General features: G+C 61.5%; 13 protein-coding genes. 2 read left to right on the top strand and 11 right to left on the bottom strand.

Annotated features, from left to right (window positions below):
• Positions 1–161: 161 nt before the first annotated feature.
• The 5 genes from CFII68_RS01790 to CFII68_RS01810 all read right to left on the bottom strand — a co-directional run bounded on the left by CFII68_RS01790 (position 162) and on the right by CFII68_RS01810 (position 3,918).
• Positions 162–971 (bottom strand): OmpA family protein, encoded by an 810-nt coding sequence (locus CFII68_RS01790; RefSeq protein WP_018613626.1) that lies wholly within the window; start codon positions 969–971, stop codon positions 162–164.
• A complete protein-coding gene (locus tag CFII68_RS01795; RefSeq protein ID WP_018613625.1) occupies positions 968–1,327 on the bottom strand; it encodes a DUF4398 domain-containing protein in 360 nt (119 codons plus the stop codon). The genes CFII68_RS01790 and CFII68_RS01795 overlap by 4 nt, the downstream gene beginning before the upstream one ends.
• A gap of 9 nt (positions 1,328–1,336) precedes the next feature.
• Positions 1,337–2,161 carry an ABC transporter substrate-binding protein gene (locus CFII68_RS01800; protein WP_018613623.1) on the bottom strand — a complete coding sequence of 275 codons (825 nt, stop codon included), beginning with the start codon at positions 2,159–2,161 and terminating at the stop codon, positions 1,337–1,339.
• 75 nt (positions 2,162–2,236) lie between these two features.
• Entirely contained in the window at positions 2,237–3,166 is a 930-nt protein-coding gene (locus tag CFII68_RS01805; protein WP_014339476.1) for an electron transfer flavoprotein subunit alpha/FixB family protein, read from the bottom strand.
• Between the two features lie 2 nt (positions 3,167–3,168).
• Positions 3,169–3,918, bottom strand: coding sequence for an electron transfer flavoprotein subunit beta/FixA family protein (locus CFII68_RS01810; protein ID WP_014339477.1), 750 nt, complete (start codon positions 3,916–3,918; stop codon positions 3,169–3,171).
• Between the two features lie 546 nt (positions 3,919–4,464).
• On the opposite strand from CFII68_RS01810, the gene CFII68_RS01815 reads away from it, so the two are divergent.
• On the top strand, positions 4,465–6,129 hold the full coding sequence (locus CFII68_RS01815; RefSeq protein WP_018613620.1) for an electron transfer flavoprotein-ubiquinone oxidoreductase: 1,665 nt from the start codon (positions 4,465–4,467) through the stop codon (positions 6,127–6,129).
• Positions 6,130–6,313: 184 nt separating this feature from the next.
• Here the strand turns inward: CFII68_RS01815 and CFII68_RS01820 are convergent, their stop codons facing one another.
• On the bottom strand, positions 6,314–7,204 hold the full coding sequence (locus tag CFII68_RS01820; RefSeq protein WP_018613618.1) for an AraC family transcriptional regulator: 891 nt from the start codon (positions 7,202–7,204) through the stop codon (positions 6,314–6,316).
• Positions 7,205–7,384: 180 nt separating this feature from the next.
• On the opposite strand from CFII68_RS01820, the gene CFII68_RS01825 reads away from it, so the two are divergent.
• Positions 7,385–8,437, top strand: a complete 1,053-nt coding sequence (locus CFII68_RS01825) for an NAD(P)-dependent alcohol dehydrogenase (protein ID WP_018613613.1) — start codon at positions 7,385–7,387, stop codon at positions 8,435–8,437.
• Positions 8,438–8,443: 6 nt separating this feature from the next.
• Here CFII68_RS01825 and CFII68_RS01830 read toward each other — a convergent pair whose 3' ends face one another.
• The 5 genes from CFII68_RS01830 to CFII68_RS01850 all read right to left on the bottom strand — a co-directional run bounded on the left by CFII68_RS01830 (position 8,444) and on the right by CFII68_RS01850 (position 13,663).
• Complete coding sequence (locus CFII68_RS01830) at positions 8,444–9,247, bottom strand: IclR family transcriptional regulator (protein ID WP_013693986.1); 804 nt, start codon at positions 9,245–9,247, stop codon at positions 8,444–8,446.
• A 59-nt stretch (positions 9,248–9,306) separates the two neighbouring features.
• Positions 9,307–10,617, bottom strand: coding sequence for an MFS transporter (locus CFII68_RS01835; protein WP_018613611.1), 1,311 nt, complete (start codon positions 10,615–10,617; stop codon positions 9,307–9,309).
• Between the two features lie 227 nt (positions 10,618–10,844).
• Positions 10,845–11,993, bottom strand: a complete 1,149-nt coding sequence (gene dgoD / locus CFII68_RS01840) for a galactonate dehydratase (protein ID WP_018613609.1) — start codon at positions 11,991–11,993, stop codon at positions 10,845–10,847.
• A gap of 49 nt (positions 11,994–12,042) precedes the next feature.
• The gene (locus CFII68_RS01845) at positions 12,043–12,663 is read right to left on the bottom strand and encodes a 2-dehydro-3-deoxy-6-phosphogalactonate aldolase (protein ID WP_003204208.1); all 621 of its coding nucleotides are present in this window, start codon (positions 12,661–12,663) and stop codon (positions 12,043–12,045) included.
• A gap of 19 nt (positions 12,664–12,682) precedes the next feature.
• Complete coding sequence (locus CFII68_RS01850) at positions 12,683–13,663, bottom strand: 2-dehydro-3-deoxygalactonokinase (protein ID WP_018613602.1); 981 nt, start codon at positions 13,661–13,663, stop codon at positions 12,683–12,685.
• Positions 13,664–13,761 lie beyond the last annotated feature (98 nt).

Below are 13,761 nucleotides of genomic sequence, written 5' to 3'. Positions count from 1 at the left end.
GAAACGATACCGGAACAGTTTAGAAGTGTACTGGGACAGTTGCCAGATTACTCGACAGTACAGTGGAGTGACAGCTCTAACTGTACTCATCGTGCATCGATTGCAGGGCCAAAAAAACCCGGCGCCTTTTACAGGGGCCGGGTTTTCCAGTGACGCAGCCCTCAGCGGGCGGCGCCGAGCTGGCCTTTTTCGTCGGAGAACACAATTTCAACGCGACGGTTCTGTGCCCGGCCACGCTCGGAAGCGTTGACGTCCACAGGGTATCCATCACCGTAACCTTCGACCTGGATACGCTTTTCGTCGATCCCCAGGTCCACCAGCACATCCGCTACCGCTTGCGCGCGGTCACGAGACAGCTTGAGGTTTTCCTGCTTGCCGCCGGTGCTGTCGGTGTACCCCTCGATACGCACCACGCGCTTGGGGTTGAGCTGCAAGAACTGCACGATCTTGAGCACGACCCGGTTGGCCGAGTTCTTCAGTTCCGCTTCGCCGGTGTCGAACAGCACGTCACCGAGGGTCATCACCAAGCCGCGATCGGTTTGTGTGGTCGCCATTGCCATGATCTGTTCTTCGAGCCATTTGCCCTGCTGCTGCACACTCAACAACTTGGATTCACGCAGGGCCAATTGCAGGCGCTGGCGCTCCAGTTCGAGCTTCGCCGCGCGCTCTTCGTTGAGCACCTGGTTGCTGTGCTCCCGGGCGATGGCACTGTAGCGCTGGCTCAGGTAGGCGTAATGCTGCACATCTTCGCCGCTGCCCCAGTAGCTGGATAACCGATCGGCACGGGCCAGGGACTCACCCGCGCGGATCACGTCCCGGGGGGCGGCACGCAGGACGTTGGCGTCCTCCTTGACCTTCTGAAAGTCGGTGCTGGCCTGCTCGAGCGCCGCTTCGCTGCGCTGGCCGGCGCAGCCATACAAGCTGGCCAGGCCGGCGAGGACCAGACCGCCCAATACGTGGGAGTGCTTCATTGTGCATCCTCCCGCAACTGTTTGCGCAAGCGCTTGATGCGGGTGTCGAGCACGTTCAGTTGCTCCTGGCTCTTGAGGGTCAGCACGTTCGCTTCGGCCAGGCGGGCGTCGAGTTCGGCCTGTTCGGCCCGCATGCGCGCCTTCTTGTAGGATTCGTCGGCCATGTTGGATTTGGCGCGGGCGAACTTTTCTTCAGCCAGTTTCAATTCGGGCACTTCGTCGGCAGTGGCGCCAACGGCCCGGGCTTGGTTCAGTGCCTGTTCGGTCAGGCGGATCTGTTCATTCGGCGCCGGATCGGCTGCGCAGCCCGCCAGAGCCAGAACGGCCAGGGCAGCGAAAAGAGGTCGAATAGTCACTAATGTTCCCTACTGTTTTGGGGCACTGACAGGTAGCTGCAACTGTGTTCTCCAGCGCTCGAGATTGCGCTGCAACACAGCCTCCGTCAGACCGGACGCGGCCAATTCTGTCATCTTTTGCGCCAGCTGTCCGCGTAACCATGGGTCATTGCAGGCGGAGTTATGAGAGATCGCGAGAAACAACCCCGGCTTGTCCACCGGTTGCGGTGCGGCTTGCAGGTCGTTGGCCATTCCCAGTGTCTGCGCCATTGCCAGGCCCGAGTAGCGCCCCGCCAGGACATATTCCACCTCGCCCAGCAGCAATTTCTGAAAGGCCTGGGTCAGGTTGGGTGTGCGCACCAGGGACAATTGCTGCTCGGCAAAGACGCCGAATCCCTGGGTCATTGAGGCCTTTTCCGACAAGGCCCCGGGATGACCGTGAAGGTCCCCGGGCTGGTTGATGACCAGCGTCGAGTCCTTGCGGGTCCAGACCAGGTAATCGTTTTCGAGCAAGGGCGGATGAACGTAGTCCAGCACTTCCAGCCCGGTGACGGTCAGCGGAGCGTCGGTGAGCAGGTCCATGCGGCCACTGCGCACTTCGTCCAACGCCTGGGCGCGCTTGCCGGCATACAGCAGTTCGATCTTGATCCCCAGTTCTTGCGCGACGTGCGCCAACAGGTCGGCACCGGCGCCAATCAAGTGCTTGGGGTCCTGAGGGTCTTGCCAGAGATAGGGCGGTGCATCCGGGCTGCCGGTGGCGATCAGCCGTTCACATTTGCCGGCGGCGACAGACAGGCCCGGCACGAGCGCCAACGTCCACAGCAACGACCAGCCAGCCAAACGGCGCAGATCCATGGCAATACGCTCCTCTGATGCGGAAATAAAAAGCCCGGCCAAAGGGCCGGGCTCTTTATAAGTGAAGACGCCGGATTAGACCAGCTTCTCCAGCTCAGGGATGGCTTCGAACAAGTCCGCGACCAGGCCATAGTCGGCCACCTGGAAGATCGGCGCTTCTTCGTCCTTGTTGATCGCAACGATCACTTTGGAGTCTTTCATGCCCGCCAGGTGCTGGATCGCGCCGGAGATACCGACGGCGATGTACAGCTGTGGCGCAACGATCTTGCCGGTCTGGCCGACCTGCATGTCGTTGGGTACGAAACCGGCGTCGACCGCAGCGCGGGAAGCACCGACGGCAGCGCCGAGCTTGTCGGCCAGGGCGTACAGGTGCTTGAAGTTGTCACCGTTCTGCATGCCACGCCCGCCCGAAACGACGATCTTGGCAGCGGTCAGTTCCGGACGATCGGACTTGGCCAGTTCTTCGCCGACGAAGCTGGAAATGCCGGCGTCGTGGGCAGCACCTACCGCTTCAACGGCAGCCGAGCCACCTTCGGCGGCAACCGGGTCGAAACCGGTGGCGCGAACGGTGATGACCTTGACCGCAGCGTTCGATTGCACGGTGGCAATGGCGTTGCCCGCGTAGATCGGACGCTTGAAGGTGTCGGCGCTTTCTACCGAGATGATTTCGGAGATCTGGTCGACGTCCAGTGCAGCGGCCACGCGCGGCAGGATGTTTTTGCCGTTGGAGGTGGCGGCAGCCAGGATGTGGCTGTAGCCCTTGCCCAGCTCGGCGACGAGCGGAGCAACGTTTTCCGGCAACTGATGCGCGTAGGCGGCGTTGTCGGCCGACAGTACTTTTGCCACGCCAGCGATTTTCGCAGCGGCTTCGGCCACGGCGCCAGCGCCCTGCCCGGCCACCAGGACGTGGACATCACCACCGATTTTGGCAGCGGCAGCAACGGTGTTCAGCGTGGCCGGAGCCAGCGCCTTGTTATCGTGTTCGGCGATTACGAGGATAGTCATGATCAGATCACCTTCGCTTCGTTTTTCAGTTTCTCGACCAGTTCAGCCACCGACTTGACCTTGATGCCCGCGCTGCGTGCAGCCGGCGCTTCGACCTTGAGGGTCTTGTTGGTGGAGGCGGTGGAAACGCCCAAAGCGTCAGGCGTCAGCACTTCAAGCGGCTTCTTCTTGGCTTTCATGATGTTTGGCAGCGACGCATAGCGCGGCTCGTTCAAACGCAGGTCGGTAGTGACGATGGCCGGCAGTTTCAGGGAAACGGTCTGCGCGCCGCCGTCGATCTCGCGGGTCACGGCAACGCTGTCACCGGACACTTCGACCTTGGACGCGAAGGTGCCCTGACCGTAGCCGCTCAATGCCGCGAGCATCTGGCCGGTCTGGTTGTTGTCGCTGTCGATGGCTTGTTTGCCGAGGATCACCAGCGATGGCTGTTCCTTGTCGACAACGGCCTTGAGCAGCTTGGCCACGGCCAGCGAGGTCAGGTCTTCGGCGGATTCGACGAGGATGGCGCGATCGGCACCCAGTGCCAGCGCGGTGCGCAGTTGTTCCTGGGCGGTGGTCGGGCCGATGGAGACGACGACGATCTCAGTCGCCACGCCTTTTTCTTTCAGGCGTACGGCTTCTTCTACGGCGATTTCGCAGAAAGGGTTCATCGACATCTTGACGTTGGCGAGGTCGACGCCGGAGTTGTCCGCCTTGACGCGAACCTTGACGTTATAGTCGACCACTCGTTTGACAGCTACAAGAACCTTCATGGATTCCTCGTTACTCTCCGGTGAAAAAAAGTCGCCTAGGCGAACCTGGCGGTTGATGCTCATGGGCGCAAGGGCACCTCTAAAAACGCCGGCATGAACCACACATGACCCAGCTCACGGGAGTGAAGACCATTCGTCAGTGATGACCGATGAGTCATTCATTATCGCGGCGTGTAAACTGCGCGTCTGAACCACGCAATGCGTCACTTTGTGCTGCCTTCGCCCTGTCTTTAGAGGTGCTCTTGAAACCAACAGTCAGCCTACGGCGAGCGCAAAACCGCCCGTATCTTGACCGGAACGCCTATTCCGGTCAATACGGCAAAATGGTCAGTCATAAGCCGTACGTCAGTGATTTATCTGGGCTGCGGCAATTTCAAACAAACGTTTGTATTGGACCCTGAGAGTGGTGTAGATATAATGCGCCGCTTAAGAGAGACACGCGTTTCATCCATTGCCGCTTTCGTCGCTTTTCGCGAAGGAAACAACGGATGCAACGCCAAACCTCCAATTAGAAAAAACTGTGAGCCTTGAGTAGGAGATAGCCCTGTGGAACGCGAATACATGGAATTCGACGTGGTCATCGTCGGTGCCGGCCCCGCTGGCCTGTCTGCCGCTTGCCGACTGAAACAGAAGGCCGCCGAAGCCGGTAAGGAAATCAGCGTCTGCGTGGTCGAAAAAGGCTCCGAGGTCGGTGCGCACATCCTCTCCGGTGCGGTGTTCGAGCCCCGCGCCCTGAACGAACTGTTCCCGGACTGGAAAGAACTCGGCGCCCCGTTGAACACGCCCGTGGTGCGCGATGACATTTATGTCCTGAGAAGCGCCGAGGCCGCGAGCAAAATCCCTGACTTCTTTGTGCCCAAGACCATGCACAACGAAGGCAACTATATTATTTCCCTGGGCAACTTGTGCCGCTGGCTGGCCCAGCAGGCCGAGAACCTGGGCGTGGAAATCTACCCGGGTTTCGCCGCCCAGGAAGCGCTGTTCGACGAGAACGGCGTGGTGCGCGGGATCATCACCGGCGACCTGGGTGTCGACCGCGAAGGCAATCCGAAGGAAGGCCTCTACACCCCTGGCATGGAACTGCGTGGCAAGTACACGCTGTTTGCCGAAGGCTGCCGTGGCCACATCGGCAAGCAACTAATCAAGCGCTTCAACCTGGACAGCGAGGCCGACGCCCAGCACTACGGTATCGGCCTGAAGGAAATCTGGGAAATCGACCCAGCCAAGCATCAACCCGGCCTGGTGGTGCACACCGCCGGCTGGCCGCTGGATATCATGGGCACCGAGAACACCGGCGGCTCCTTCCTCTATCACCTGGAAAACAACCAGGTGGTGGTCGGCCTGATCGTCGATCTTTCCTACAGCAATAGCTTCCTGTCGCCGTTCGACGAATTCCAGCGCCTCAAGCATCACCCGGTGCTCAAGCAGTACCTGGAAGGTGGCAAGCGTATTAGCTATGGCGCCCGTGCATTGGCCAAGGGTGGTATCAATTCGCTGCCGAAAATGGTCTTCAAGGGTGGCGCATTGATCGGCTGCGATCTGGGCACCATGAACGTTGCCAAGATCAAGGGCAGCCACACCGCGATGAAGTCCGGCATGCTCGCCGCCGAATCGGTGGCTGAAGCGTTGCTGTCCGGCGGCGAAGGCGGTGATGAACTGACCAGCTACGTCGACCGCTTCAAAGCCAGCTGGCTCTATGAAGAACTGTTCGCCAGCCGCAACTTCGGCCCAGCGATGCACAAGTTCGGCCCGATCATCGGTGCCGGCTTCAACTGGTTCGACCAGAACATCCTTGGCGGCAAAATGCCGTTCACCCTGCACGACACCAAGCCCGACTACGCCTGCCTCAAGCTGGCAGCCGATTGCAAGAAAATCGACTACCCGAAACCGGACGGCAAGATCAGCTTCGACAAACTCAGCTCGGTGTTCATCTCCGGTACCAACCACGAGGAAGAACAGCCCTGCCACCTGAAGCTGACCGACCCGAGCATCCCGATCAGCAAGAACCTGCCACTGTACGACGAACCGGCACAGCGCTACTGCCCGGCCGGCGTGTACGAAGTGGTGACCAAGGAAGACGGTGAGAAGCGCTTCCAGATCAACGCCCAGAACTGCGTGCACTGCAAGACCTGTGACATCAAGGACCCTTCGCAGAACATCACCTGGGTATCGCCGGAAGGCGCTGGCGGACCGACTTACCCGAACATGTAAGCCGTTGCGCTGAACATCAAGGCTCCCGTAATGGGGGCCTTTTTGTTGCCTCCGATTCAAGCAACACAACAGTCCAAATGTGGGAGCGAGCTTGCTCGCGAAAGCGGTGTGTCAGTCGACAAAAATACCGGCAGATATGCCGCTTTCGCGAGCAAGCCCGCTCCCACAAGGGATTTTCAAAGACTCAGGCAGCGCGCTCTTCCCCGGGGTTGCGTTCGAAGTAGCGCTTGTACTCCCGACTGAACTGCGACGAGCTCTGATACCCCACCTGGTGCGCGACCTGGGCCACGCCCATGCCCTCGGTGAGCAGCAGTCGCTGGGCCTTGAGCAGGCGCAAGCGCTTGAGGTACTGCACGGGCGACAGCAACGTGCTGCGCTTGAAATGCTCATGGAAGGTCGAGGCGCTCATGTTCGCGCAACCGGCCAAGGTCTCGACGTTCAGCGGCTCAGTGAAGTGCGCATGCAAATGGCTCAGGGCCGCGGCAATCCGGGCGAATTGGCCTTGCTGCTCCACCAGCGCCCGCAGCACATCGGCCTGGGGCCCGCGCAACGCGACGAACAGCAACTCCCGCAGCCGCGCCTGGCCCATGACCTGGCATTCCAGTGGGTCGTGCAAGCAACGCAACAAGCGTTCGACGCACCCACGCATGGCGTCATCGAGCACGGCGCAGGTCATCGACTCCGGCGTCTGCGGCGCCAGGTTCCGTCCCGGCACCAGCCCCATGGCCAGTACCAACTCCCCCAGCATCGCCCGATCGATCGCAACGGAAACCCCAAGCAGCGGAGCATTGGGCATGGCGTAGGTTTCGCATTCGAAGGGCACCGGCAAGGCCTGGATCAGATAATTCCCGGCGCCATATTCCAGCGTGCGAGGTCCCAGGTACGCCAATTTACTGCCCTGGGCGATGATCACCAGGCTCGGCTCGTAGAGCTGCGGGCCACGGGCGACGTCCTGGCTGGCCCGAAGCGCATGTACGCCGGGCAGTGGCGTCGGGACGAAGCCGTCGCGGGTCGCCAGGGGTTCTATCAATGAAACCAGCGTAGCGTTGGCATCGAGATGGCGGGTCAACAACATGGGCGAAAACTTCACGAAAAATGGGATGAAACCATCATCGCAGGTCTGGCGTCACATAGGATCAGATCCTGGCCAAGACCGGAGGATTAGGCATGACAGGCGGAGGAATCGCCATCGCCGCCGGCCGCCAGGACTCCCAGAATGGAACCCCTCACCGTTCACTGCTTAGCGAGGTCCATCATGTACACAGCCATCGGATATGCCGCCCAGTCGGCCACCACTCCCCTCGCCCCCATGAAGTTCGAGCGTCGCAGCCCGCGAGCCGACGACGTGGCGATCGACATTCTCTACTGCGGCGTCTGCCATTCCGACATCCACCAGGCCCGCAATGAATGGGGCATCGCCGTTTACCCGCTGATGCCCGGCCATGAAATCATCGGCAAAGTCACCGCCGTCGGTGCGAATGTCACCCGCTATAAAGCAGGCGATTTGGTCGGTGTGGGCTGCATGGTTGACTCTTGCCGCGAGTGCGAAGCTTGCCGCGCTGACCTGGAGCAATACTGCCTGGAAGGCATGACTCAGACCTACGCCAGCCCGGACCGCGTGAGTGGCGGCCACACCATGGGCGGTTACTCCAACAGCATCGTGGTCAGCGAACACTTTGTGCTGCGCATTCCGGCAGCACTCGACCCGGCCAGCGCCGCACCACTTCTCTGCGCTGGCATCACCACCTACTCGCCCCTCAAGCACTATGGCGTGAAGGCTGGCGACAAGGTTGGCGTGCTGGGCATGGGCGGCCTGGGCCACATGGGCATCAAGTTCGCCAAGGCCATGGGCGCAGAAGTCACGTTGTTCACCCGCTCGGCGAGCAAGGCCGAAGAAGCCCGTCGCCAGGGCGCGGACCATGTGATCGTGTCCACCGACGCCGAACAGATGGCCGCCGCAGCGGGACGATTCCACTTCCTGCTGGACACCATTCCGGTGCAGCACGACCTCAATCCCTACCTCGACACGCTGCGTTTCGACGGCGTGCACATCATCGTGGGTCTGGTCGAGCCGATCGATCCGCCGGTACACGCGGCAAAACTGATCATGGGTCGTCGTGTCCTCGCCGGCTCGCTGATCGGCGGTGTCGCAGAAACCCAAGAGGTGCTGGACTTCTGCGCCGAACACCACATCAGCTGCGACATTGAAATGCTCGACATCCGCCAGATCAACGAGGCCTACAGCCGCATGATCGCCGGGGATGTGAAGTACCGCTTCGTCATCGACATGGCCACGCTCAAGGCCTGACGTTCGTCAAACCTTGGCGCCCAACTCCGCCGACAGCCGGGCTGTGACCCCTTTGACCAGGGGAATCAGCTCGGCCATTTTTTCCAGCGGCATGTACGGCACGGTGCTGGCGATGCTGATACCGGCAACAATGCGCTTACCGGCGTCACGGATCGGCGCCGCCACACAGCGAATCGACGGTTCGTTGTCTTCCAGGTCGAAGGCATAGCCTCCCGCCACATACTCCACCATCCGTTGCTGGAACTGTTCCCAGGATTGCTCCTGATGCTGGGGCCAGAACTGATTCTTCCCACCCGCTGGCAGGCTGATTTCATACAGCCGCTTCCATTGTTCCTGCGAGTCATCGAGCATCAGCGCCTTGCCGATCCCGGTGCGCGCCAACGGCATGCGATGGCCTACGCGCGAGCGCATTTCCGGGCCGTTGCGCCCTGGATTCTTCAGCAGGTACAAGACTTCGTCACCTTCACGAATCGCCAAGTGCACGGTGTCCCCGGTGAGCGCCGACAGCTCGTCCAGGTAAGGCCCCGCCAGGCTCACCAGTGGCAACTCTTCCCGGGCCTGAAAGCCCAACTCAATCAATTTCGGCCCCAGCAGGTAGCCCACTTGCGGCACCACGCGCAGGTAACGTTCATCCACCAGGCAACTGGCCAGGCGATGGGTGGTGCTGCGGGTGGTGCCGATCAGCCGAGCGATTTCCTTCAAGTCACGGGCGCCGCTGGCGACCGCCTGGACCACACCCAAGCCACGCAACAATGTCTGCGTGCCTGTGGGCGCGGCGTCCTTGGTGATTTTTGGATCGTCTTGCTGCATAGCCGGCCTTCAACAGTGAGCGGGGAACGGGCGGCATTATGGTCGCCCGCCCCGTCGGACTACAACTCGATGCGCTCGACCTTCCCGACCAGCAGGATGTAGGACAGCGCGCCAGCCAGTGCCAGGACAGAGATATAGGTGATGGCCGGGGCAAACGAATCGCCGCTGGCGAGGAAGCCAATGACGATCGGCGTGGCGATGGCCGCCAGGTTGCCGATGAAGTTGAACACCCCTCCGGTCAACCCGAGCAGTCGCGCCGGCGCCAGTGTGGAGACCAGCGACCAGGTGATCGACGCCAGGCCATTGCCGAAGAACGCCAAGGCCAGGAAGGCGATCACCAGCGGCGTCGACTCGACGAAGTTGGCGCCGATGATCGAGGTCGAGATCAGCAACCCGCCAATGATCGGCAGCTTGCGCGCAAACCCCACGGTGGCGCCGCGGCGGATCAGCCAGTCGGAGAAAAACCCGGAACACAGCACGCCGACAAACGCCGCGAGAAACGGCAACGACGCCAGCAGGCCGGACTTGATGAAGTCCATGCCGCGATATTTCACCAGGTAGGTCGGGAACCACGTCAGGAAAAACCACAGCGTGGAATTGAGGCAGAACTGCCCCAGGTAAATGCCCCACAACTTGCGTTGCGTCAGGACGATGCCCAGGTCGGTCCAGCTGAATTTCGCCTTGCCCTTGGCGGTATCGGCCTGGATATCCACCAGCCCACCGCCTTCGCGGATCAGTTCGATTTCAGCGGCGTTGGCGCCTTTGAAATCCCGTGGCTCGCGATACACCGCGTACCAGATCGCCGCCCAGAGAATGCCCACCGCGCCCGTGGCGACAAACACCATGTGCCAACCGAAGGCGTGTTGCAGCCAGGCCAATACCGGGGTCAGGAAGGCCAGCCCGACAAACTGCCCGGAGGTATAGAAACCGATGGCCGTGGCCCGCTCGCGCTCAGGAAACCAGGTGGTGACCACGCGGCTGTTGATCGGATAAGCCGGCGCTTCCAGGGCACCGACCGCCATGCGCAGCACGAACAGCGCGATGAAACTGGCGGCAAAACCCAGCATTACCGTGGCCACCGACCACAACAGCAACGCCACGCTATACAGAATGCGCGGCGGCACCCGATCCACCAGCCAGCCACCGGGGATCTGCATGGCGGCGTAGGTCCAGCCGAACGCCGAGAAAATCAGCCCGACGTGGATCGGATCGATGCCCAGGTCGCTGGTCAATGCGGGGGCGGCGATCGAGAGGTTGCTGCGGTCCAGGTAATTGATCACCACGGTGATGAACAGCAGGACCATGATGAAAAAACGCTTGCGGCTGGGCGTCACCAACGACGCCTGCGCGCTCAGGGTGTGCGCTTGCATGTGAGGTGCCTCTTTTTATATTTGTCGAATACGGCAAGGATTGAGCAAGACCCTGTGGGAGCAAGACCTGTGGGAGCAAGGCTTGCCCGCGATGCAGACGATGCGTTTTCCAGTCAAACCGCGTCATCGTTCATCGCGGGCAAGCCTTGCTCCCACAGAACCCCTTACTCCCACAGGGCCTTGCTCCCACAAGATTCTTTTGCTCCTGCGCAGTGATCAGCCGCAAATCACCACTCGGCAAAACTGCCATCGGCATGCCGCCAGATCGGGTTGCGCCAGCGGTGGCCGATGGCCGCGCGTTCGATGACGTATTCCTCGTTGATCTCAATACCCAGGCCCGGACCGTTGGGGATTTTCACGAAGCCCTTGTCGTAGTCGAACACCTGCGGATCCTTGATGTAATCCAGCAGGTCGTTGCTCTCGTTGTAGTGGATACCCAGGCTCTGTTCCTGGATGAACGCGTTGTAGCAGACCGCGTCCAGTTGCAGGCACGCCGCCAGGGCGATCGGGCCCAGCGGGCAGTGCAATGCCAGCGCCACGTCGTAGGCCTCGGCCATGTTGGCGATCTTGCGGGTTTCGGTGATGCCACCGGCGTGGGACGCATCCGGCTGGATGATGTCCACGTAGCCTTCGCTGAGTACACGCTTGAAGTCCCAACGCGAGAACAAGCGCTCGCCCAGGGCAATCGGGGTGCTGGTCAGCGGTGCCAGTTCCTTGAGGGCTTCGTAGTTTTCACTGAGCACCGGCTCTTCGATGAACATCAGCTTGTAGGGGTCGAGTTCCTTCATCAGTACCTTGGCCATCGGCTTGTGCACCCGGCCATGGAAGTCCACGCCAATGCCGACGTTCGGCCCCACCGCATCGCGCACCGCCGCGACGTTGGCCAGGGCCAGGTCGACTTTTTCATAGGTGTCGAGAAACTGCAGCTCTTCAGTGCCGTTCATCTTCACCGCCGTGAAGCCCCGCGCCACGGCTTCTTTCGCCGCGCGAGCGGTATCGGCCGGCCGGTCGCCGCCGATCCACGAATACACACGGATCTTGTCGCGCACCTGGCCGCCCAGCAGGTCGCTGACCGACACGCCCAGGGCCTTGCCCTTGATGTCCCACAACGCCTGGTCGATACCGGCCAGGGCGCTCATGTGAATGGCCCCGCCGCGGTAGAAGCCGCCACGATAGAGCACCGTCCAGATGTCTTCGATGTTGCGTGGGTCTTTGCCGATCAGGTAGTCGGACAATTCCTCGACAGCCGCCGCCACCGTGTGGGCACGGCCTTCGACCACGGGCTCGCCCCAACCGGTCACGCCCTCGTCGGTCTCGACCTTGAGGAAGCACCAGCGCGGCGGAACGATAAACGTGGTCAGCTTGGTGATTTTCATCTTGTTGTCTCTCTTGTCAGATGCAGCGCACGGGGCGCTGGAAAAGTCTTCAGTTCAAGGCGTTCCATGCGGCCACGTAGGCCTTGGCCCGCACCGCCACTTCATCCGCTGTCAGGCCCGGCTTGAACAGCCCGGAACCGAGGCCGAAACCCTTGACGCCGGCTTCGACGAACACCGCCATGTTGTCCGGCGTAATCCCGCCCACCGGCACCAACACAGTCCCGGCCGGCAGTACCGCAAGCCAGGCCTTGACCACCGCCGGGCCCATTTGCTCGGCGGGGAACATCTTCAGTACATGGGCCCCTTCAGCCAGCGCGGCAAAGGCTTCGGTGGGCGTGGCGACGCCTGGCGACAGGTACAAGCCCGCCGCTTTCGCCGCGCGCAGCACCTTCGGATCGCTGTGGGGCATGACGATCACTTGGCCGCCAGCGGCTTTCACCTGCTCGACCTGCTCCGGCGTGAGCACGGTACCGGCACCGATCAGGCAATCGGCGGGCAAGGTACTGCGCAGGATGCGGATGCTTTCATACGGCTCGGGGGAATTGAGCGGCACTTCGATGACGCGAAATCCGGCGCTGTACAGGACTTCGCCGATGGCTGCCGCCTCTTCGGGACGCAGACCACGCAGGATCGCGATCAGCCCGTTGTGCGCCAGTGCTTGTGTGAGCATGTCAGACCTCCAGTCAGGTTCAGGGGGCGGTGGAATCGAGCAACCCGGCCGCTACGGCCAGTTGCCACAAACCGCGTTCGGTGGCCTGTTCGGCCAGGACCACCCGGGAGAAGCCGCAGGCGTCGAGGGCCCGTTGATAACGGACACAGAGTTGGGAGTTGCCGATCAGCACCACCGTCGGCAGATGGAGGCTGTCGCGTCGCCGACGCTGCACCTCGGCCAGCGCCGTCAGCTCATGGCCGATCAGCAGGCCCGAGAGGTAATCGGCCTGGGCGCTGGCCTCCAGTTCACCGGTCAAGCCCAGGCTGCGAGCGCTGAACACCGTGGACAACGGACCGATCTGGCCGTCCACCGACAACGCCACCTGTACGCCACGATCAAAGGCCACGCCATCGAAGGTCGTACTCCGTTGCTGGGTGCGACCGAGAATGCTGTGGTCACTGAGCACGGCGAAGATCTCGCCGGTCATGAAGGTGTCGAAATGCACGATGCAGCCATCGGCCACTTCCACCCATTTCGAATGACTGCCGGGCAAGCCGATCAGCACCGCTTCGTCCGGCAGGCTGTGCAAGGCACCGAGCACTTGGGTCTCTTCGCCGCGCATGACATTGGGCAAACGGGAACGCTGGATCACGCCGGGCACGATGTGCACATCGACACCGCGAAGGCTGCGAACGGTTTGTAGGGAATGTCCGAGATTGGCGACGTTGGCGGGTGTGTCGCAGTAAGGCGCTTCGCGCCAGCCCTGAGCGCTGCCGACCATGCCGCAGGCAATCACAGGCAAGCCCGGCTGTGCATCGAGCCAGTCGCCGCAGGCCTCGTCGAAGGCCAGTTCGAAACCGTCGATGCACACCCGGCCGGCCACGGTTCGCGGCCCGGAAGGCAACTGCATGATCCCCGATGACAGCGAGCGCTGCTCGAGCACCTCGCCATCGGCTGCGAGTTTGTAAGCCCGTAATGAGGTGGTCCCCCAATCGAGCGCGATCAATTGCGCCTGCATCCGCTTCACCTGTTCTGTTTTTTGGCAGTGAGTGGAACGGACTATAAACCTGGGCGTGACAAAATCTCAATATATAAATATCACTCCCATATATTGGG

This window comes from Pseudomonas sp. CFII68 (assembly GCF_000416195.1).
Taxonomy (GTDB): domain Bacteria; phylum Pseudomonadota; class Gammaproteobacteria; order Pseudomonadales; family Pseudomonadaceae; genus Aquipseudomonas; species Aquipseudomonas kilonensis.
Note: the sequence above shows the minus strand (reverse complement) of the source record. Positions and strands in the feature narration are given on the sequence as shown.